Genomic DNA, 20,172 nt, shown 5'->3' with positions numbered 1-20,172 from the left:
GGAGCGAGCTTGCTCGCGATTGAGTGCGCAGCACTCACCAAAGTTATGCATCGCTTGAGGCCTCCAGCAAGATCCGCCCACTGGAGCAGGTCGCGGTCTCGTTGCGATAGGTGAAATACAACTTGCTGCGCGTCGTATCGAAGCGCAGGTGCAGTTGGATTTCATCGCCGGGGCGTACCAGTTGCTGGAATTTCAGCACTTCCATGCCAGCGAATTTTGCCGGCAGGTCCATCAGTTGCTGGCCCAGCATTAACGCCCACTCCACTTGCACCACGCCGGGCAATACCGGCGCCTGAGGGAAGTGGCCGCTGAAGTAGGCGAGGTCGGGTGGTACCGCCAGTTGCAGGCTCCACTCGCCATCGACTTCGACCTGCTCCAGCACTTCCGGTGCCTTTGGGCGCGGCGCCAGCAGCAGGGCTTCAACGGTGGCCTGGGGCAGTTTGCCCTGGGCGTTCAGCGGCAGTTGCCGCAGCAGGCGCCAGCGTCGTGGCAGGGCCAGGGCTTCGCAATGCTGGCTCAGATGCTGACGCAGTTCTTGCGTGAGGGTGCGTCGACCCTGATTGCGCAAGGCATGCAGGCCTGACTCGGTCAGCACCAGCAGCGCACCCAACGAAGCGCGGTTTTCCTGAACCACGCCAAGACGCGCTTCGGCGACCCAGTCGTGGGCTATGAGTGCCTGTTCGAGCATCGGTAGCGAGATACGTTTTTCTTCCAGTTTGACGATCCGGTCCAGCCGTCCGAGCAGTTCGAATCGGCCGTCGGCAGCGATTCGCGCGGCATCCGCGGTGTGTTCGATATGCCCGGGAGGCAAGTACGGCGAAGCAATGAGCAGGGCGCCGTCGCTGTCCTGGCTCAACTCGATGTCAGCGAAGGGTTGCCAGAGTGCGTGGCCCTGACGCCAGGCGATGCCGCCGGTTTCCGAGCTGCCGAGGATTTCTGTCGGCCATTGCTGCAGGCGTTGCTGAAGGCTTTGTGCGGCCTCGGCCGGCAGGGCGCCGCCGGAGGAAAATACTCGGCGAACTGCACTTAACGCGGGCCAGTCGAGGTTGTCGCCCATGCGCTTGAGCAGCGCCGGGCTGGCGACCCAGGCGAACACCGGGTGTTCGCGGCTGGCGCGCTGCAGGTCTTCAGGGAATGCCAGTTGCTTGCGCACAAACGAGCGCCCGGCGCACAGCGGCCACAGCACTCGAAACAACAATCCGTAGATATGTTGAGTGGCGACGCTGCCGATGATGCAAGCCGCGCCAAGATCGGCACCCCAGAGCCGCTCCAGCGCTTCGACTTCATTGGCCAGTTGGCGCAGGGTTTTGTCGATGCGCTTGGGTTCGCCACTGGAGCCGGACGTGCACAGGCTCAGCGAACAGCGATCCAGATCCAGTGCGGCCGCCATCAACGGCGGATGTCGGTAATCGCTAAGGTGTACGTCATCGGCTTGATCGGTCAGCCATAGATCGACTTCGGTCGACCAGCGCTGGCGAGTCTGGGCTTGCAGGTCTGCGGGCAGCAGCACGCTGACCCCGGCGCGCCAGGCACCGAGCAGGGCAATCGCCAGGTCAGCCGCGTCCTCAAGGTGCACGGCAATACGCCGCACACCCAGGGCTTGCAGGCCCGCGGCGAGGCTTAACGCCTGTTCGCAAAGCTGTGCGTGATTCAGTGCCGGTTCGGCCGTCACGGCACGTTCCGGTTGCGCCTTGAGCAACAGGTGCTCAAGTTTTATCCAATTCATGGGTGGCCTCGTACCCGTTGTCGTATAAGCCATTCAATGGCAAACAGCAGGCCCATCAATCCGTAGGAAATCAGGCCGGTGTACAACATCCACCAACTTAGCGGCGCCCAGAGGGTCAGGGCGGCGGCGAGCAAACCGTTACAGAGGAAAAACACGCACCAGACGATCGTCACCTGGCGGGTATAAACAATCGCCTTGGCCGGCAGTTGCGGTTCGCGCAAACGCGCCAGGCGTTCGATGATCGGCGGGCCAACGATCAAGCTCAGGCCAAACAGCCCGAGCATGAACGCGCTAATGAGCACCGGGTACCAGCGCAGCAGCAGCGGGCTGTCGAACAACGCCAGCAACAGGCAAAAAGCAATCGCGGTGACTGCCATCCACAAACTGCCGGGCTTGCGCGTACCGAGCAGTGCCCGGGCCAGCCACAGGCTGCCCAGCAGCAGACCAAACTGCCACGGCGCGAAATGTTCCATGCCGAAATACACCGCAAAGGGGTACAGCAGGCCCGCCAGCAGCAGGCCGAGGCCGATCAGTCGGCTCATGCGGCCGGCTGAACCAGACGGTAGACCGCCTCGACCACGTCGCTGACGGTGCGCACCGATTTGAACTCTTCGGCAGCGATTTTCTTGCCGGTCTGGCGTTTGATGTGATCGATCAGGTCGACCGCGTCAATGCTGTCGATTTCCAGATCCTGATACAGGTTGGATTCGAGGCTCACGCGCTCGGGGTCCAGCTCGAAGAGTTCGACCAGAGCATCGCGCAGGGTGTTGAAGATGTCGTCACGAGTTTGCATGGTCCGGTCTCAAGCTGCCTGTTTTGCGGTGACGAACGCCGCAAGGCTCGCCACGTTGCTGAAGTGATTGCGGGTGTCTTTGGCGTCGGCGTCGATTTTGATGCCGTACTTTTTCTGGATTGCCAGGCCGAGTTCCAAGGCGTCTACCGAATCCAGGCCCAAGCCTTCGCCGAACAGCGTCTGGTCGTCGCCGATGTCTTGTGCGCTGATGTCTTCAAGGCCCAGGGCGTCGATGATCAGTTCTTTGATTTCCTGCTTGAGACTAAGAGTGTGCAGATCGCTCATCTTCGGCGAGCTCCTTAATAAAGTAAGAATGCAAATAGTCATTGAGCTTGCGCGAGGCCTGAGGAGCAGGGCCCAGCGAGGCGAAGGCTTGTGGGTCTATATCGGCCCCGACACGGAAACTGAAGTGCACACGGCGTTTGGGGATCCGATACCAGGGCTCGGCCTTGGTCAACGTGGTCGGGCTGACCTTGATGATCACCGGGGTGAGGATTTTCGCACCGCGCAGAGCGATTGCCGCAGCACCCCGATGGAAGGCTGGCGCCTGACCGGGCTGAGTGCGGGTGCCTTCAGGAAAGATGATCAGGGTCTGGCCGCTTTTCAGCGCGTCGGCAGCGGCATCGAGCATGTCCATGCTGCCGTCGTTGCTGATGTATTCGATGCAGCGCAGCGGGCCGCGGGTAAAAGGGTTCTCCCAGAGACTTTTCTTGACCACGCAGTTGGCGTGGCGCACCAGGCCGATCAGGAACACCACATCGATCAGCGACGGGTGATTGGCAATGATCATTTGCCCCGGTCGACCGAGTTTTTCGGCGCCCTGGATGTCGTAAGTCAGCACGCCGGTGCGAGCCATGAATCGTACAAAAAACCAGAACAGGCGGGCGACGGTGTGCCGCGCTCTCCGCCGGTGTGTCCGGGCATCGCCGGGCAGGCAGTTCAGTAGCGGGAAAACCACAAGCCGCAGGCACAGCCCGCCCAACCCGAACAGAGTGAAGCTTGCGGCGGTAGCCAGCAGACGCCAGTAATAGGCGTCGCGGTTTTTTTCGGTTACAGGTTGCGTTGCCAGGTCCATACACGATTTTTCCAGGCATGTTGGCAGGTGGTCTGCTGGCCGAGCAGGGTACTCAATAGGTTCAGGGCATGGGGCCAGTGGGCTTTGGACAACTCATCCGCGGCGCTGTTCAGGGACAACTGCCAGTCGTTTCCGGGGGTGATCAGCAGGCCGACCGCGTAAGGGAACGGCACGTCGTCGATCCAGGTCGAGTAGGCTTCGGGCGGTTGCTCTTCGGTGACGATCAGCAGTACCGCGGGAGCGCCCTCGGAAAGCAAAGCCGCGGCCTCTAGCATGCCGTGTTCAAGGCCATCGCCGGCTGCAGCGAGGGCCGTCATTTCGCTGGTTTCACCCCGCATGATCGACCACAGGCCGATGATCGCGTTGTGCACGGACAGGCTGAATTGGGTCGGCGACAGCGGCTGATCGGCAGCCAGATCGCTGAGAATATCGAAGGTGCGCGGGGTTTCGCCATGGCGAGAAATAAAGACCAACGGTAGGTCCTGACGGCCATCGGCCAAGGGCCAACCGACACTGAACGCCATCCGCGCGAGACGACTGAGTCGCCGGCGCTGCATGGCCGGCAGAAACGAGACGTCGGGGGCGGCATCGCTGCTCGCAAGCACGACCGGTTGTCGGCTCCAGGCCTGCCAATCATCCACGCTTTCGAGCCCCGGGGCCCACGCGCGCCATTGGGCAATGTTGAAATTGATCACAGACATTCATCCCGCCCCTGCGGGCTTCCTTGACGCGGTGAGTCGCAAAAAACGCGAACTACCTTACGTAGCGCTTAGCGCCGAGTGGCGCGCATTATCCCGTTGCGGCGGGCGTGTAGCAAATGATGGTTACATTTTGCTCAATGAAATGTACCGGTTGGTTCGTGCATGGCTATCGTTTGGCCATTATCCACATTTTGGCCGGCCGATCTGCCGGCTCTGTCAGCAAGCCGTGCACGAGTTCACGGCTTTTTCCGCGCGAGATTGCACCTGACTGTGTAGTCCCTATGCTGGCGAGGTAGCTAAGCAGCGCCGTGGACTACTACACTCGGTCATTCTTTGATACACGGAGGTTTTGACATGCGGCGCGTGGTGTTCAATCAGAAAGGTGGCGTAGGCAAATCCAGCATTGCCTGCAATCTGGCGGCGGTCAGTGCCAGCGAGGGCTATCGCACCCTCTTGGTGGATCTCGACGCCCAGGCCAACTCCACTCAGTACCTGACGGGCCTCACCGGTAATGACATTCCGATGGGGATCGCCGATTTTTTCAAACAGACCCTGTCTTCCGGACCGTTCTCCAAAAAAAGCCAGGTCGATATCTACGAAACCCCGTTCGACAACCTCCACCTCATCACTGCCACTGCGGAGCTGGCTGACTTGCAGCCCAAGCTTGAGGCCAAACACAAGATCAACAAGCTGCGCAAATTGCTCGAGGAACTGGACGGCGATTACGACCGGATCTATCTCGATACCCCGCCAGCGTTGAATTTCTACGCGGTATCTGCATTGATTGCCGCTGATCGTGTGCTGATCCCCTTCGACTGCGACAGCTTCTCGCGTCAGGCGTTGTACGGCCTGTTGGCGGAAATCGAAGAATTGAAGGATGACCATAACGAAGGGCTGGAAGTCGAAGGTATCGTCGTCAACCAGTTCCAGGCTCGCGCCAGTCTGCCCCAGCAAATTCTCGACGAACTGATCGCCGAAGGTCTGCCGGTGTTACCGGTGTACCTGGGCAGCTCGGTGCGCATGCGTGAATCCCACCAGGCCAACACGCCGCTGATCCACCTCGATCCGCGGCATAAGCTGACGCAGCAATTCGTCGATCTGCACAACCTGCTGGAAAATGCCTGATTGCCGCTAATGACACCGAACCACTGTGGGAGCGAGCTTGCTCGCGATGGCGGTTCAACATTCAACAGTTATGTCGACTGTCACACCGCTATCGCGAGCAAGCTCGCTCCCACATTTCGATTGGTGTGGTTTTTGAGTTTTTGGTCAGATCCCTTGGCTACGTAACCAGCTCATCAATTGCGGTAACGGGAAGGCGCCGCTCTGACGCGCCACTTCCCGGCCGTTCTTGAACAGAATCAGACTCGGGATCGAACGGATCCCCAGCTGCGCCGACAGCTGTTGATTCGCCTCGCTGTCCAGCTTGGCCAGTCGACACTTGCCCGCCAATTGCACCGCCGCCTGCTCGAACACCGGCGCAAACGACTTGCACGGCCCACACCACTCCGCCCAAACGTCCACCAGCAACGGCAGGTCACCTTTGATCTGGCTGGCGTAATCGCTTTGTTTCAGCTCGAAGGGTTTGTTCAGCAGGACCTCGGCCTTGCAGCGGCCGCATTTTGGATGGTCGTTGAGGCGCTCGGCGGGGATGCGGTTGAGGCCGTTGCAGTGGGGGCAGGGGATGAGGAGTGGGTCGGTCATGCGGATGGTCCTGTTAAGAAGACGATCACTTCTATTTGGAGACGTTTACTCATATTTTCAATCGTGCAGCGACCGGCGATGAAACTAGGCTGAGTCGTACTGAGCGAGACCGTTGGTCTGCGCACTGATATCGCAACTTGCGATATTTTTGGTCTGTGATTAACTATCCATAGCAGAATGCGATAAGGATGTTGCATGCATGTCATTTCCGAAAAACGAATACGTGAAGCCAAGACCAAATGGCCAAATACAGCCACCGCATTGGATTATTGGTATCCATTGGCCAAAGGAAGTAAGCCATCGGATTTTGCGGCGATGAGAGCCATCTTTCCTGCTGTCGACAAGGTGGGTGAGCATCACGTTTTCGATATCGGTGGCAATAAATTGCGGCTGATCGCTTTTGTCAGGTATCGATCGCAAAAGCTTTATATCAAGCATGTGCTGGATCACCGTGAATATGATCGCGGAAAATGGAAGGAGGAAAGAGCATGAGTGTTCTGATCAAAAGAGCTGCCGAGCATTGGGAGTTTGTTTCGCCTGTGCTGCGCAAACCAAACAATGAAGACGACTATGACATGTTGGCGCGGGCGTTGGACGAGTTGCTCGAGATGACCGGTGATGACGAGTCCCATCCGCTGATGAGTCTTGTAGATATCATCGGTGACTGGATCGAGGAATGGGATCACAAGCATCACCCAATGCCGAAACCCAGCGGTGTCGACGTCCTCGGCTACTTGATGCGCGAGCACGGTCTGAGCCAAAGCGACTTGCCCGGTGTCGGCGCCCAGTCTGTTGTCTCCGAGATTCTGAGCGGCAAGCGTCAGCTCAACCTGCGGCAGATCCGCTGGTTGGCCGAGCGCTTCGGAGTGTCGGTGGAGACCTTTATCTGATCGGGTTCAGGAAGAGCAACTGATCTCCAAATGCTTGCCCCACTCCGGCGGCCGCTCGGCATAGCTCTCCATCCCCGGCTGCTCCTCGAACGGATTACTCAACACCGCGTGCAACCGACGAACTTCTGCATAGTCGCCGCTCTCCGCCGCATCGATGGCTTTCTGCGCCAGGTAGTTGCGCAGGATGTACAGCGGATTGACGGCGTGCATCCGTTTGCGGCGTTGTTCCTGATCAGCCTCGCCTTCACGAACAACCCGGGCGATGTAGAGCTCGCCCCAGGCATCGAAGCCTTTGATGTCGACGAAGTCATCGCGCAAGCGGGCGACGGCCAGTTCCGGTGATTCTTCCCCCAAACGGCGGAAGAACAGGCTGTAGTCGACGCCACTGTTCTGCATCAGTTGCAGCAGGTGCTCCAGCAGTTTCTGGTCATCGTCTTCGGCCGTGGTGAAACCAAGGCGGCGGCGCATCAGGTCCAGGTAATGGGCCTGGTACAGCGGCAAGTACAGGCCGAGGGTTTCGCGCAGGGCTTCGACACTGATGAACGGCGTCAGGGCCTGGGCCAGGGCGCTGAGGTTCCACTGGCCGATCGGCACCTGGTTGCTGAAGGAGTAACGGCCCTGGTCATCGGAGTGGTTGCAGATGAAGTTAGCGTCGAAATCATCGAGGAAGGCGAACGGGCCGTAGTCGAAGGTAATGCCGAGGATCGACATGTTGTCGGTGTTCATCACGCCGTGACAGAAACCATAGGCCTGCCATTTGGCGATCAGTTCGGCATTGCGCTCGACGATTTCGCGAAACATCGCCAGGTACGGTTCCGGCTGTTCCAGGCATTCCGGGAAATGCATGGCCAGCACGTGGTCGCCGAGTTCTTTCTGCTTCTCGGGACGTTTGGTGTAGTAGAAATATTCGAAATGCCCGAAACGCACATGGCTCGGCGCCATGCGCAGGACCATGGCCGCGCGTTCCTGCTTCTCGCGCCACACCGGCGTGTCGGAGCCGATCACGCATAGGGCGCGGGTGGTCGGGATGTTCAGGGCATACAGCGCTTCGGAGGCAAGAAATTCGCGGATCGAGGACCGCAGCACCGCCCGCCCATCACCCATGCGTGAAAAGGGCGTCTGGCCGGCACCCTTGAGGTGCAGGTCCCAATGCTCGCCGGCCTCGTTGTAGACCTCGCCCAGCAACAGACCGCGACCATCGCCCAACTGTGGGTTGTAGGAACCGAACTGATGACCTGAATAGACCATCGCCCTGGGGATCGCGTCGGCCCAGAGCTTATGGCCGCTGAACAGTTCGGCGAACTCAGGGGTTTCGGCCTCGGTAGGATCGAGATCGAGCAGCGCCATGGCGGCAGGGCTGGCCACCACCAGGCGCGGGTTGTCGATCGGCTCGGGCAGCACGTGGGCGGAAAACGTGTCGCCCAGGCGGGCGAAACGATTATCGAAGGTCAGTTCGTCGAGGGCTTTCAAGGGCCATCTCCAGCAGAATGTCCGAGCATTCTGCTAGGGATAAGCCGCTTAGTCGAGCTTGGCGGCGGGCGGCTCTTGAGACGCTTGACCATCCACCTTGGGCACGATGGTTTTGGCTTCCGGATCGACGGGCACCATCCTGTATTCCTGACCCTGGATGTTTTTGAGGTAAACCTCCATCTGCCGGAAGGAGATGTTGATGTGCTGTTTCTTGAACTCGCGATTGATGAAGCGGTTGACCTCATCGAGCACCGGGTTACGGTCACCAAGGTCACGTACATGCATGCGCAACTCGTGGTCGAGGGTGCTTTCGCCGAAGTTCAGGAAGTACACATGGGGTTCCGGGTCTTTCAGCACTCGCGGGTTATCGCGCGCGGCCTTGAGCAGCAATTCCTTGACCAGGTCCAGGTCCGAGCCGTAATCGACACCGAGCTTGAGGGTCACTCGGGTGATGGTGTCGGTCAGGGACCAGTTGATCAGTTGCCCGGTGATGAACGTCTTGTTCGGGACAATGATGTCCTTACGGTCGAAGTCGGTGATGGTCGTGGCGCGGATGCGGATCTTGCTCACGGTGCCGGACAGGTTGCCGATGGTGATGGTGTCGCCAATCCGCACCGGGCGTTCGAACAGGATCATGATCCCGGAGATGAAGTTCGCGAAGATTTCCTGCATCCCGAAGCCGAGACCCACCGACAGCGCCGCCACCAGCCATTGCAACTTGTCCCAACTCACGCCGAGTGTCGACAGGGTCGAGACGAAACCGACGCCGGCGATCACGTAAGACAGCAATGTGGTGGTCGCGTAGGCGCTGCCCTGAGCCAGGTTCAGCTTCGACAGCACCAACACTTCCAGCAGCCCTGGCAAGTTGCGCGCCAGGGCGAAGGTAATGCCGATGATGATCAGCGCGCCGAGCATGTCGCCAATGCTGATCGGCACCATGCTCATGTTGGCGCCGGTGCCGCTGGTGTATTCGTAGAGGGTGACGTTATCCAGGTACGAGAACACAGAGATCAGGTCCGACCAGACCCAGTACAACGCCGCGATGAAACCGCCAAGCAGTGCCAGGCGGATCAGGCGCAGGGACTGTTCGTTGACCTTCTCGATATCCAGGGTTGGCTCTTCGATCACCGCTTCACCGTCACCGGCCTCTTTCGCAGCCTGGCGTTTGGCCAGGGCGCGCTGGTAAGCCAGACGGCGTGCCGCAACGCTGAGGCCGCGCACGAAGGTGGCCTCGATCACCAGCCAGAACATCAGCAGGTAAAGGGTGTTGATCAACCGGTCACTGAGCTTCAGCGCGGTGTAGTAGTAGCCAAAGCACACCGCCACGAACAACGCGACAGGCAGGACGGTGAACATGATCCCCACGGCCTTGCGGAACAGCGAAGCGTTCTGGTGAGTCGGGCTGCTGATCAGCAGGCGGCTGAGCAGCCAGGCCATCAACGCGTAGCAGGTCAGCACCACCGGCATGCCGAGTACGTCATCGGCCAGGGTCGCGGGTTGCAGCTCGGCGACTGCCACCACCGCGACCAACGCCATGACCACCAGCCCGAGTCGACGGACCCAGCCCTGCAGGAATTCGACCTGAGGTTTTTCCCAGCGGAAATGCAGTTCGGCCACGCCGCCCGGCGCAAGAATCCGGTAAGCGGTGTAGAACACTAGCCAGGCCTGGGCCATTTGCAGCAGCGCCGCGCCCATGTTGGCGTTCTGTCCGCGGGCGTCGATTTGCAAGGCCAGGCCACACAAGGCCAGGCCCAGAGACACCGGCATCGCCAGCAAAATGTTGATCAGGATGGCCTGGGGAGTGTGCCACTGGCTATCGCGCTTGAAGTGGCCGATGTCCTGGTGAACCTTGTTCAGTCGGGCATAGAGGTTCTTGCGCCGCCACAACAGGGCACCGATCAGCAACGCCAGCGGCAGGAACAACAACGGCCGCTGGGTCAGCCCGTCACTCAATTCGCTCAGGCTGGAAGCCCAGGGCAGGGTGGTGACCTGACGCTCCAGGCGTTCCGGTACGGCGCGTATCCATTCCAGGTCCAGTGGCTTGTTGCTGGGAATCCAGAACATTTGCTCATCGAGGGTCGCCCGCAGGCTTTGCGCGGTGCTGAGCAATTGTTTCTGATTGAGTTGCAGGGTGATGGATTCGTTGAGCACCGCGCTCAGTTCGCGGTTCAACCGCTCCAGCAGGTCGACGCGGGTCGTGGCCAGTTCCAGCAGACTCTTGCGCAGTTGCGGGGTGACTTGCTCGGGAGGCTGAGTCGACAGCAGGTTGTCGACGTAGGTCGCCGGGTTGCTGAGCAGTTCCCGTTGCTGGCTGACTTCGAATTGATAGAGGCGAATGTCGGCGATCTGGTCGGCCAGGTCGCGGTCGAGCTTGAGGAGTGGCAGGGCCTGTTTCTGTTTGTAGAGAATCTTGGAGAGCAACAGGCTGCCCTTGAGCACGTTGATTTGCTCGTCCAGCGCCGAATCGCTCTGGGTCACGTTGTCCAGCTGCTGCTTGGTCTGCAGGTTCTGCTGGGTGACTTCGTTGAGGCGGTCAGTACTTTTGAGCAGGTAGTCCGAAAGCTTAAGGTTGGCCGCACTTTCGGTAGCCAGCAGGCTGCTGCCGCCGGACTTCTGCGCTTCGATGGATTGCTGCGTCACCGTCTCCTGGGACTGGGCCAGGCGCTTCTGGTTGATCAGGTTTTGCAGCTCCTGGATTTCCTGATCCAGACGATCGGATTTTTCCGAGAGCAAGTCATGCTGGCTGTTGCCCAAGTCCTGCAGCTGATTGTTGCCAGCCAGTTCCTGGCGACGCAACGGGATCAGGGCATTCAGCGCCGCGAGCTCGGCGTTGAGCAGGTCGCGTTGCTCAGGGGTCAAGGTCTTGCCGGCGTCCTTGCCGACCTTGAGGATGTTGTTGATCTGCTGGATGCGCGTCTGGCTGGCAGAAATTTCGGCCTGGGCGCGCTCGGGGCGGGTCTGAGCGGTAATGACCAGGCTGTTGGCGTCGGACAGGGCCTTCTGCAAATCGCTTTGCAGGGTGGAGCGCTCAGTGAGCATTTGCTCCAGTTGCTGAATAGGCTCTTTGGCATAGCGCTGCGGTACTGGCAGCACTTTGCTGGCTTTGAGCTTGGTCAGTTCTCGCTGGTTCTCGATGTTCTGCTTTGGGGCGTTGGCCAGTTGCTGCTTGAGATCGGCCAGTTTCTGCTCGTACTCACGCTGTTTGTTGAGCTGTGTCAGCGTGCTTTGCAGGATGCTCTGCAGGGCTTTCTGATCGGCTTCCGGCAATTTGCGGTCGGCGATCTTGTTCAGGTTCGCCTGCACGGCTTCGCTGGTGGGCGGTTCCGCGGCTTGCAGCGTGTTGACAGAGAGGCTCAAGCCCAGCAGGGCCATGATGAAAAACGTGCGCAGGGTTGACATAGAGACCGATCGAAAACGAGACGAAGTGTGGAGTTTAGAGGAAGAGTCCCGGACCGGGGCGACTTCCTTCGGGGAATCTGACGCCCACTTTGCCGATCTTGTTCCCTTCCATGACCGCGACGGTCCAAATGGTGTTGTTCCACTCCACCTGGTCACCGACTACGGGTGCACCGCCCACTTTCTGGGCAATGAAATGACCGAGCGACATGTCCGGATCGATGCCTTCCACTTTCAACCCGTACAGTGCCGCAACCGCGGCCAGCTGGGCGTCTCCTTCGAGTACGAAGTCGCCGAAGAAGCGCAAATCGAGGCCCCGTTGCGGTGCCTGACTGAAGAGTTTTCCGAGGGCCGGAAGGTTGTGTTCATGGCCGATTACGCACAGCAAATCGTCGACTTCGAGCACCGTACTACCCGACGGATGGAGCAGTTGCTGGCCACGAAACATTGCTGCAATCCGGGTGCCTTCGGGCATTTTCAGTTCGCGAAGGGGCGAGCCGATGCACCATTTCTCGGCACCGAGGCGATAAACGAACAGCTCCCACTCACTGGTGACGTGGACTTCCAGGGCTGCGCGGGAGATTGGCGCCGGCTCCGGCGGAACGGTCACTTTCAAAAGCTTCGCCACCCACGGCAGGCTCGTGCCCTGCACCAGCAGCGACACCAACACGATAAAGAAGGCGAGGTTGAAATAGAGCTGGGCGTTGGGCAGGCCGGCCATCAGCGGGAACACCGCCAGAATGATCGGGACCGCGCCGCGTAACCCGACCCAGGAAATGAACGCCTTCTCGCGCCCATGGAACGCCTTGAAGGGCAGCAGGCCGACGATCACCGACAACGGCCGCGCAAACAGAATCATCCACAGCGCCAGGCCCAGAGCGGGCAGGGCAATCGGCAACAAGTCGTGGGGTGTCACCAGCAGCCCCAGCACCAGGAACATGCCGATTTGCGCCAGCCAGGCCATGCCGTCGAGCATGTGCAAAATGCCGTGGCGGCTGCGCACCGGGCGGTTGCCGATGACCAGGCCGCACAGATAAACCGCCAAAAAGCCGCTGCCATGCAAGGCGTTGGTCAGGGCAAACACGACCAGTCCGCCAGCAATGACCAGAATCGGATACAGGCCCGTGGCCAAGTGGATACGGTTGACCAGTTGCAGCATGACCCAGCCGCCGCCCAGGCCGATGACGGCACCGATACCGAACTCACGCATAAAGTGCCCGAGCAGGCTCCAGTGCAGACCGGTCTGGCCGCTGGCGAGCATGTCGATCAGGGTTACGGTGAGGAACACCGCCATCGGGTCGTTGCTGCCGGACTCGATCTCGAGGGTGGCGGTCACCCGTTCGTTCAGGCCTTTGCCGCCGAGCAGCGAGAACACCGCCGCGGCGTCGGTGGAGCCGACGATAGCGCCGATCAGCAGGCCCTGAATCAGGTTCAGGTTGAACAGCCACGCGGCTGCCATGCCGGTCAGCCCGGTGGTGATCAACACCCCGACCGTCGCCAGCGACAGCGCCGGCCATAACGCCACGCGGAAGCTGGAAACCCGGGTGCGCAAGCCGCCGTCGAGCAGGATGACTGCCAGCGCGAGGTTGCCGACCAGATAAGCCGTTGGGTAGTTATCGAAAACAATGCCGGCGCCATCGACGCCGGCCGACATGCCCACCGCGAGGATGATCACCAGAATCGGGATACCGAGGCGCGATGAAAGTGAGCTCACCAGAATGCTTGCACCTACCAGCAACGCGCCGATCAAGAACAGGCTGTTGATGGTCGTCGCATTCAAAGGCAGTACTCCAGAAAGCTGAAAGGCGGGCGCAAACTGACCATGCAGTCTGCGTGCCAGCGATTCTAACCTGTTGAAATGTGATGCTGTCAAAAAGGTTTTGCAGATCAAAAGATCGCAGCCTCGTTTCACTCGACAGCTCCTACAAAGGATCTGCGTAAACCTGTAGGAGCTGTCGAGTGAAACGAGGCTGCGATCTTTTCGGCAGTGATGCGATCTCTGTTTAGAGGCTAAACCGCCCAACCATGTTGTTCAGGTCCAGCGCCAATCGCGACAGCTCATTGCTCGCAGCGCTGGTCTGGTTAGCCCCGGTCGCCGACTGCACCGACAGATCACGAATGTTCACCAGATTGCGGTCCACTTCACGGGCCACCTGTGCCTGCTCTTCGGCAGCACTGGCGATGACCAGGTTGCGTTCGTTGATTTCGACGATTGCGCTATTAATAGTGTCCAGCGACAGGCCTGCACCACGGGCGATGTTCAAGGTCGACTCAGCGCGCTCGGTGCTGTTGCGCATCGAATCCACCGCGTGTTCGGTTCCGCTCTGGATGCTGCCGATCATGCGTTCGATTTCGCTGGTCGACTGCTGGGTGCGATGCGCCAGGGCACGCACCTCGTCCGCTACCACGGCGAAACCACGACCGGCCTCACCGGCACGGGCAGCTTCGATGGCTGCGTTCAATGCCAGCAGGTTGGTCTGGTCAGCCAGGCCGCGAATCACGTCCAGCACTTTACCGATGTCACGAGACTCGTTGGCCAGATCGCCAATCAGGGTCGCGGTGCTCTGCACATCGGCGCTCATGCGTTCGATGGCGCTGACGGTTTCCTGCACCAGGTCACGGCCATCACCGGCGGAGGTGGTGGCATTTTTCGAGGCTTCGGACGTGCTGACGGCATTGCGCGCGACTTCTTCCACGGCGCTGGTCATTTCGTTGACAGCGGTGGCGGCCTGTTCGATTTCGTTGTTCTGCTGGGTCAGGCCTCGGGCGCTTTCGTCGGTGACACTGTTGAGCTCTTCAGCGGCGGACGCCAGTTGCGTGGCGGAACCGGAAATCCGTTGCAGGGTGTCGCGCAGCTTGTCCTGCATCTTCGACATGGCCAACAGCAAACGGCCGGCTTCGTCCTCACCGTCTACGGTGATCGGGCGGGTCAGGTTGCCTTCGGCAATTTCTTCGGCGGCGCTCAGGGCGTTGGCGATCGGCTTGGTGATGCTGTTGGTCAGCAACCAGGCGAAAAGCAGGGTCAGGCCGCTGGCGATGACCAGCAAAGTGATCACCAGATTGAACGACGTCGAATACTGATCGCCGGCGCGCTGGTCAGTTTTCTCGATTTGCTGGGTGTTGATCTCCAGCAACTTCGCGAGGGCCGCGTTGACCTCTTCGGAGTTGGCGAGCAACTCGGTGTTCAGCATCTTGCGCAGGTCGTCGACCTGATTGTTGCGCGAGAACGTCTTCATCCGCTCTTCAAGCTGACGATACTGCGCCAGCAACTGCACGTACTTATCGTAAGCGCTGCGTTCTTCCGGACCATCGATCAGCGGCTCATAGACTTTCTGCGCCTCGCGGATCTGCTGGTTGCGCAGGTCGAACAGGTCAATAGTCTTCTGTTGAACATCAGGTTCGCGGTTCACCAGCAAACGGTAAGACAGCACCCGCAGACGCAGTGCCAGCTGAGTGAATTCGTCGAGGCTTTTAATGCTCGGCACACTCATGGAAGCGATGTCTTCACCGGCGCCGCGAATCTTGCTCATCTGGTTCAAGGCAAATACCCCCAAAACCAGCATCAAACCGCCAATCAGGGTGAAGCCGAGGAACGCCCGTGGCGCGATGTTCATATTACGAAGGGACATGGTATTTACCGAAAAGAGCGCATCCGTGCCGCGCTGAGACTGACGTATGGGTGACTTATCGGTCATACGACTGAAGTCTTGAGCCCCTGCGCGTATTTGTCGCACGCCCGCTCGGGCGACGAAGTGCAGGAACCAGATCCGCCAATCACAGTCTTTAAAGTTCGCGAGGAAGGTCGCCCGCCAGCAAAATCAAGGCCTTGCGCCTGGATAACCCTGGCATCCGTGGTGACTTTTCTTTATCGTACGCGCCCTTTGAAAATGCTCGGAAAATCAAAATGTTGGAAGCATCCCTAAGCCAATTGGAACAGCTGGTCAGCGACCTGGTGCAACAGAACCAGACCCTGCTCGGCACTAACCAAACCCTGAGCGCAGAATTGGCCCAGGCCAAGGATGAAAACGAAAGCCTGCAACTGAGCCTGATGGAACAGGAAGAGAAACAAGGTGACACCGCCGCACGCATCCAGGCCCTGGTTGAGCGCGTCAGCGCCGGCCCAGTCAGCGCATGAGTCACGGTGCCGCAGGGGTAAAAGTCGTCTCCATCCTGGGGGAGGACTATTCGATCAAGGCGCCGGCCGGGGAAGAGCAAACCCTGCTGGACGCCGCGTTAATGCTGAAGGCTGCCCTGGCTGACACCAAAAAGAAGTACCCGACGCTGATCGGTGACCGCTTGCTGGTGCTGGCCGCGATGAATCTGTGCTCCCAGCAGATCGAAATGCAGAAACAGCACAAGCAGGAACTCGACCGTTACCAAGAGCAAGTCAGCGCCACGGTTGAAGTGATCTCCAAGACGATCAATCAGGCCTGATCGGCTTTGCGCACAACCAAAGAATAAATTGTCGTTTGCGTTGTATACAATCGGCACGGCTGTTGCAGTGTTTCAGCCTCTTATTCTTTGGGGGTGCTCCATGCAGTTCTGGCGACGCAGTATTCAATGGCAGTTGATCCTGAGTATGGGCACCGCCCTGCTGGTCAGTATTCTGATCGTGGTTGGCGTTTATACCCTCGTGGTCAACCGTCTCGCCGAGCGCTATCTGGTCGAACAAGCGCTACCGTCGAGCATCGAAGCGATGCGCAACGACATCGAGCGAATCCTCGTTCAACCCCTCACCGCCGCCAAGGACATCGCCAGCAATAGCATGGTGCGCGACTGGTTGGCCGGGGGCGAAAACAGCGCCCAGACCGCCACGTTCGTGCAGTATCTGGAAGGCATCCGCGCCGAGCACAAGGCCTTTACCGCGCTGATCGTCGGCACTCCCTCAAGCAATTACTTCACTGAAAAAGGTCTGGACCGGACCCTCAGCCGTTCCAACCCCAAAGACGCCTGGTTCTACTCGTTTCTCGACAGCAATCAGCCGCGCACCCTCAATATCGACAATGACACCGCGACCGGCGAATTGGCGCTGTTCATCGACCTCAAGGTCGAACAGGCCGGCAAAGTCGTGGGCGTCGCCGGGCTTGGCCTGAGCATGAAAGAGCTGTCGGAGCTGATCCACAATTTCAACTTCGGTGAGCGCGGCAAGGTCTATCTCGTGCGTTCCGACGGTTTGATCCAGGTTCATCCCGAAGCGCAATTCAGCGGCAAACGCACGTTGGCCGAGCAAATCGGCGCAACTGCCGCACAAGCGGTGATGGGTCAAAAAGTTGCCACCAACAGTAGCTTTGTCCGCGACGGCGAAGATTATCTGGCGTTGAGCCTGCCGTTGCGGGACTTGGGCTGGACCCTGGTGGCCGAAGTGCCGCAGTCGCAGATCTACGCTGAAGCCCGTCGCGCCATGTGGATGAGCAGCGGCATCGGCCTGGCGGTGGCGCTGGTGTGCCTGTTGCTGGTGGTGTTGCTGGCCCGCGGATTGGTGCGGCCGATCCGTCAGGTAACAGCAGCGCTGGTAGCAATCGGTAGCGGTGGGGGAGATTTGACCCACAGGTTAGATTCCAGCCGCGCCGATGAGCTCGGTGACCTGGCTCGTGGCTTCAATCGGTTCCTGGAAAGTCAGCGCGACATGATTGGCGAAGTGTTGACCACCAGCGAGCGTTTACGCACAGCAGTCGGCCAGGTGGCGCGGGTGGTGGACAACACGGCCGAACGCTCCGGCCGTCAGCAGGAAATGACTGACATGGTCGCCACCGCCGTCCACGAAATGGGCCTGACCGTGCAGGAAATCGCCCAGAATGCCGGCAACGCTGCGGTGGCTTCGCAAACTGCCCGGGATGAGGCGATGCAGGCGCGGGAAGTGGTGGGCGGGTCGATCCGGCATATTGAAAGCATGTCCGATGAAATCGGCCTTGCTGCCAGTGCGGTGGGCGAGTTGGCCCATCAGGTGGCATCCATCGATCAGGTGCTGGCAGTGATTCGCGGGATTTCCGAGCAGACTAATTTGCTCGCGCTCAACGCGGCCATCGAAGCGGCGCGGGCCGGGGACATGGGCCGTGGGTTTGCGGTCGTGGCGGATGAAGTGCGGACGTTGGCGCGGCGGACGCAGTCGTCGACGGATGAGATTCAGCAGATGATTGGCAGCCTCAAGCAAGGCGCGGAGAACGCGGTGTCGTCGATGCATTCCGGGCAAGCGGCGACCGGTACGGGTGTCGAGTCGAGCCAGCGGACCGGGGCGTCCTTGACGGCGATTACCGGCCAGGTGGAGCGCATCAGCGACATGAACCATCAGGTGGCGACGGCGACGGAAGAGCAGTCGGCGGTGACCGAAGAGATCAATAGGAACGTGCAGGGGATTTCTGATCTGGCCCGTGCCACCGCGGGGGAGGTCAGGGCGTGCCGCGAGGATTGTCAGACATTGCAGCGGTTGGCCGATGATTTGGCGCGGCAGATGGGTGGCTTCAAGCTGAGCTAAAAGATCAAGATCAAAAGATCGCAGCCTTCGGCAGCTCCTACATTGGAATGCGTTTCCCTGTAGGAGCTGCCGAAGGCTGCGATCTTTTTTGTGGCCGTTACACCGATCTATTGCTGGTCAAAACCACTCATCCTGCATCCCAAGACACACATCATCCCGAGCCTCAAGAATCGCCAATTCATGGTGGCAACCCGGCACTTCCCACGTCAGAAAATACCGCGCCGCCTGCAGCTTGCCTTTATAGAAGCTCACATCCGCCACATTCCCTTTGGCCAACCCTTCCTCGGCGCGAATCGCCTGCTCCAACCAGCGCCAGCCAATCACCGTGTGTCCGAACACTTTCAGGTACAGCGCCGAGTTCGCCAGGCTGCTATTAACCTTGCCTTGCCCCAAATCCGTCAGCAGGCCAATGGTCACCGTTTGCAGGCGCGCCACTAATTTCTCCAGCGGCTCACGCAGCGCGGTTAAAGATTCATACGCTTGAGCGCGCTCGGCGGTATCGGCAATCAGACGGATCAATTGCTTGAGCCCCGCACCACCGTTCTGTGCCAGTTTGCGTCCCAGCAAGTCCAGCGACTGAATGCCATGAGTGCCTTCATGAATCGGGTTCAAACGGTTGTCGCGGTAGTACTGCTCAACCGGATATTCGCGGGTGTAACCGTGGCCGCCAAGAATCTGGATGGCCAGTTCATTGGCCTTCAGGCAAAACTCCGACGGCCAGGATTTGACGATCGGTGTCAGCAAATCCAGCAGCTCATGGGCCTGTTTGCGCTCGGCTTCAGTCTCAAGCGTGGTGGTGTCGTCAAACAGTCGCGCCGCGTACAACCCAAGGTCGAACGAGCCTTCGACGTAGGCTTTCTGGGTCAGCAACATGCGTTTGACGTCGGCATGTTGAATGATCGCCACCGGTGCGGTGTTCGGGTCCTTGCTGTCCGGCACGCGGCCTTGCGGACGCTCGCGGGCGTACTCCAAAGAATACAAATACCCGGCGTAACCGAGCATCACCGCGCCCATGCCGACGCCGATCCGCGCCTCGTTCATCATCTGGAACATGTAGCTCAGGCCGTGGTGCGGCTTGCCCACCAGATAGCCGACACACTCGCCGTTATCGCCGAAATTCAGCGCGGTGGACGTAGTACCGCGCCAGCCCATCTTGTGGAACAGCCCGGCCAGCAGTACATCGTTGCGTTTGCCCAGACTGCCGTCGTCGTTGACCAGAAACTTGGGCACGATGAACAGCGAAATCCCTTTCACCCCGGCCGGTGCGTCCGGCAATTTCGCCAACACCATGTGCACGATGTTTTCCGACAGCGGATGATCACCGCCGGAGATGAAGATCTTGTTGCCCTTGAGTCGATACGTGCCGTCAGACGCAGGCTCGGCGCGGGTACGAATATCCGACAGCGACGAGCCGGCATGCGGTTCGGTCAGTGCCATGGTGCCGAAGAAACGACCGTCGATCATCGGTTGCAGGAAGCGCTGTTTCTGCTCCTCGGTGCCAAAGCTTTCGATCAGGTTCGCCGCGCCCATGGTCAGGAACGGATAAGAGGTCGACGCCGCGTTGGCCGACTGAAAATGCGCAAAGCAGGCCTGGGACAACAGCGTAGGAAGTTGCATCCCGCCCGCGTCGAAACTGCGCGCGGCGTTGAGGAAACCGGCTTCAAGGAAGGCATCCACCGCCGGTTTCACTTCCGGAATCAGAATCGCCTGACCGTCCTCATAGCGCGGCTCGTTCTCGTCGCCCTTGCGGTTATGCGGAGCAAAGAACTTCTCGGCGATGGTGCGGGCGGTGCCGATGGCAGCATCGAAGGTCTCGCGGTTGTGCTCGGCGAAACGCTCGCGCTGGGTCAGGCCCTCGGCATCAAGGACTTCATACAGCTCGAAAGCCAGATTGCGGGAACTGAGCAACGTCTCGGACATGGCGGCCTACCTTTTTTTGGAATGG

Annotated in this window: 18 protein-coding genes and 2 pseudogenes; 7 read left to right on the top strand and 13 right to left on the bottom strand. The window is 59.6% G+C overall.

Translation table 11 applies throughout. The features are described from left to right. Positions 1-43 precede the first annotated feature (43 nt). From ACIQU2_RS04600 to ACIQU2_RS04575, 6 genes are read right to left on the bottom strand one after another with little or no spacing between them, the layout of a single operon-like run. Complete coding sequence (locus tag ACIQU2_RS04600; RefSeq protein WP_403138967.1) at positions 44-1,726, bottom strand: AMP-binding protein; 1,683 nt, start codon at positions 1,724-1,726, stop codon at positions 44-46. Next, the gene (locus ACIQU2_RS04595) at positions 1,723-2,268 is read right to left on the bottom strand and encodes a hypothetical protein (protein WP_403138964.1); all 546 of its coding nucleotides are present in this window, start codon (positions 2,266-2,268) and stop codon (positions 1,723-1,725) included. The genes ACIQU2_RS04600 and ACIQU2_RS04595 overlap by 4 nt, the downstream gene beginning before the upstream one ends. Further along, positions 2,265-2,519, bottom strand: coding sequence for an acyl carrier protein (locus tag ACIQU2_RS04590; RefSeq protein WP_007992314.1), 255 nt, complete (start codon positions 2,517-2,519; stop codon positions 2,265-2,267). Before ACIQU2_RS04590 ends, ACIQU2_RS04595 begins: the two co-directional genes overlap by 4 nt. A 9-nt stretch (positions 2,520-2,528) precedes the next feature. After that, positions 2,529-2,804: a phosphopantetheine-binding protein gene (locus ACIQU2_RS04585; RefSeq protein WP_129439118.1), complete on the bottom strand. Its 276-nt coding sequence runs from the start codon at positions 2,802-2,804 to the stop codon at positions 2,529-2,531. Continuing rightward, positions 2,782-3,594: a lysophospholipid acyltransferase family protein gene (locus ACIQU2_RS04580; protein ID WP_403138962.1), complete on the bottom strand. Its 813-nt coding sequence runs from the start codon at positions 3,592-3,594 to the stop codon at positions 2,782-2,784. Before ACIQU2_RS04580 ends, ACIQU2_RS04585 begins: the two co-directional genes overlap by 23 nt. Next, positions 3,570-4,295, bottom strand: coding sequence for a beta-ketoacyl synthase chain length factor (locus ACIQU2_RS04575; RefSeq protein WP_403138960.1), 726 nt, complete (start codon positions 4,293-4,295; stop codon positions 3,570-3,572). The genes ACIQU2_RS04580 and ACIQU2_RS04575 overlap by 25 nt, the downstream gene beginning before the upstream one ends. 354 nt (positions 4,296-4,649) lie before the next feature. Here ACIQU2_RS04575 and ACIQU2_RS04570 point away from each other — a divergent pair, with 354 nt between their 5' ends. Then, entirely contained in the window at positions 4,650-5,420 is a 771-nt protein-coding gene (locus ACIQU2_RS04570) for a ParA family protein (RefSeq protein ID WP_347802500.1), read from the top strand. A gap of 144 nt (positions 5,421-5,564) precedes the next feature. Here the strand turns inward: ACIQU2_RS04570 and trxC are convergent, their stop codons facing one another. After that, entirely contained in the window at positions 5,565-5,999 is a 435-nt protein-coding gene (gene trxC / locus ACIQU2_RS04565; protein ID WP_056741233.1) for a thioredoxin TrxC, read from the bottom strand. A 195-nt stretch (positions 6,000-6,194) separates the two neighbouring features. Between trxC and ACIQU2_RS04560 the strand changes: the two genes are divergently transcribed. Continuing rightward, positions 6,195-6,491, top strand: a complete 297-nt coding sequence (locus ACIQU2_RS04560) for a type II toxin-antitoxin system HigB family toxin (RefSeq protein WP_347802501.1) — start codon at positions 6,195-6,197, stop codon at positions 6,489-6,491. Next, entirely contained in the window at positions 6,488-6,889 is a 402-nt protein-coding gene (locus tag ACIQU2_RS04555) for a transcriptional regulator (RefSeq protein ID WP_347802502.1), read from the top strand. The genes ACIQU2_RS04560 and ACIQU2_RS04555 overlap by 4 nt, the downstream gene beginning before the upstream one ends. A gap of 6 nt (positions 6,890-6,895) precedes the next feature. Here ACIQU2_RS04555 and selO read toward each other — a convergent pair whose 3' ends face one another. The 5 genes and pseudogenes from selO to ACIQU2_RS04530 form a co-directional block, all read right to left on the bottom strand. Beyond that, on the bottom strand, positions 6,896-8,359 hold the full coding sequence (selO, locus tag ACIQU2_RS04550; protein WP_403138957.1) for a protein adenylyltransferase SelO: 1,464 nt from the start codon (positions 8,357-8,359) through the stop codon (positions 6,896-6,898). Between the two features lie 48 nt (positions 8,360-8,407). Further along, positions 8,408-11,758, bottom strand: a complete 3,351-nt coding sequence (gene mscK, locus ACIQU2_RS04545) for a mechanosensitive channel MscK (RefSeq protein WP_403138954.1) — start codon at positions 11,756-11,758, stop codon at positions 8,408-8,410. Positions 11,759-11,792: 34 nt separating this feature from the next. After that, entirely contained in the window at positions 11,793-13,535 is a 1,743-nt protein-coding gene (locus ACIQU2_RS04540; protein ID WP_403138951.1) for a potassium/proton antiporter, read from the bottom strand. A gap of 223 nt (positions 13,536-13,758) precedes the next feature. Then, positions 13,759-14,622 (bottom strand): methyl-accepting chemotaxis protein, encoded by an 864-nt coding sequence (locus ACIQU2_RS04535; RefSeq protein WP_370741086.1) that lies wholly within the window; start codon positions 14,620-14,622, stop codon positions 13,759-13,761. Beyond that, positions 14,614-15,369 (bottom strand): annotated as a pseudogene (locus ACIQU2_RS04530) (MCP four helix bundle domain-containing protein); the annotation flags it as partial. The pseudogene ACIQU2_RS04530 and the gene ACIQU2_RS04535, both read right to left, overlap by 9 nt. Before the next feature lie 290 nt (positions 15,370-15,659). Between ACIQU2_RS04530 and ACIQU2_RS04525 the strand changes: the two are divergent. From ACIQU2_RS04525 to ACIQU2_RS04510, 4 genes and pseudogenes are all read left to right on the top strand, one after another. Then, a complete protein-coding gene (locus tag ACIQU2_RS04525; protein WP_347802507.1) occupies positions 15,660-15,890 on the top strand; it encodes a hypothetical protein in 231 nt (76 codons plus the stop codon). Further along, positions 15,887-16,189, top strand: coding sequence for a cell division protein ZapA (locus ACIQU2_RS04520; protein WP_149416844.1), 303 nt, complete (start codon positions 15,887-15,889; stop codon positions 16,187-16,189). The genes ACIQU2_RS04525 and ACIQU2_RS04520 overlap by 4 nt, the downstream gene beginning before the upstream one ends. Before the next feature lie 100 nt (positions 16,190-16,289). After that, positions 16,290-17,360: pseudogene (locus tag ACIQU2_RS04515) on the top strand (cache domain-containing protein); the annotation flags it as partial. A 21-nt stretch (positions 17,361-17,381) separates the two neighbouring features. Next, the gene (locus ACIQU2_RS04510; RefSeq protein WP_403139393.1) at positions 17,382-18,227 is read left to right on the top strand and encodes a methyl-accepting chemotaxis protein; all 846 of its coding nucleotides are present in this window, start codon (positions 17,382-17,384) and stop codon (positions 18,225-18,227) included. 117 nt (positions 18,228-18,344) lie between these two features. On the opposite strand, the gene ACIQU2_RS04505 is transcribed toward ACIQU2_RS04510, so the two are convergent. After that, positions 18,345-20,147 (bottom strand): acyl-CoA dehydrogenase, encoded by a 1,803-nt coding sequence (locus tag ACIQU2_RS04505; protein ID WP_129439106.1) that lies wholly within the window; start codon positions 20,145-20,147, stop codon positions 18,345-18,347. Positions 20,148-20,172: the final 25 nt, after the last annotated feature.

The organism is Pseudomonas sp. NPDC098740 (assembly GCF_044760065.1).
GTDB classification, from domain to species: Bacteria; Pseudomonadota; Gammaproteobacteria; order Pseudomonadales; family Pseudomonadaceae; genus Aquipseudomonas; species Aquipseudomonas rossensis.
The sequence above is the reverse complement of the archived record's forward strand: the minus strand, read 5'-3'. Positions and strand labels throughout refer to the sequence as shown.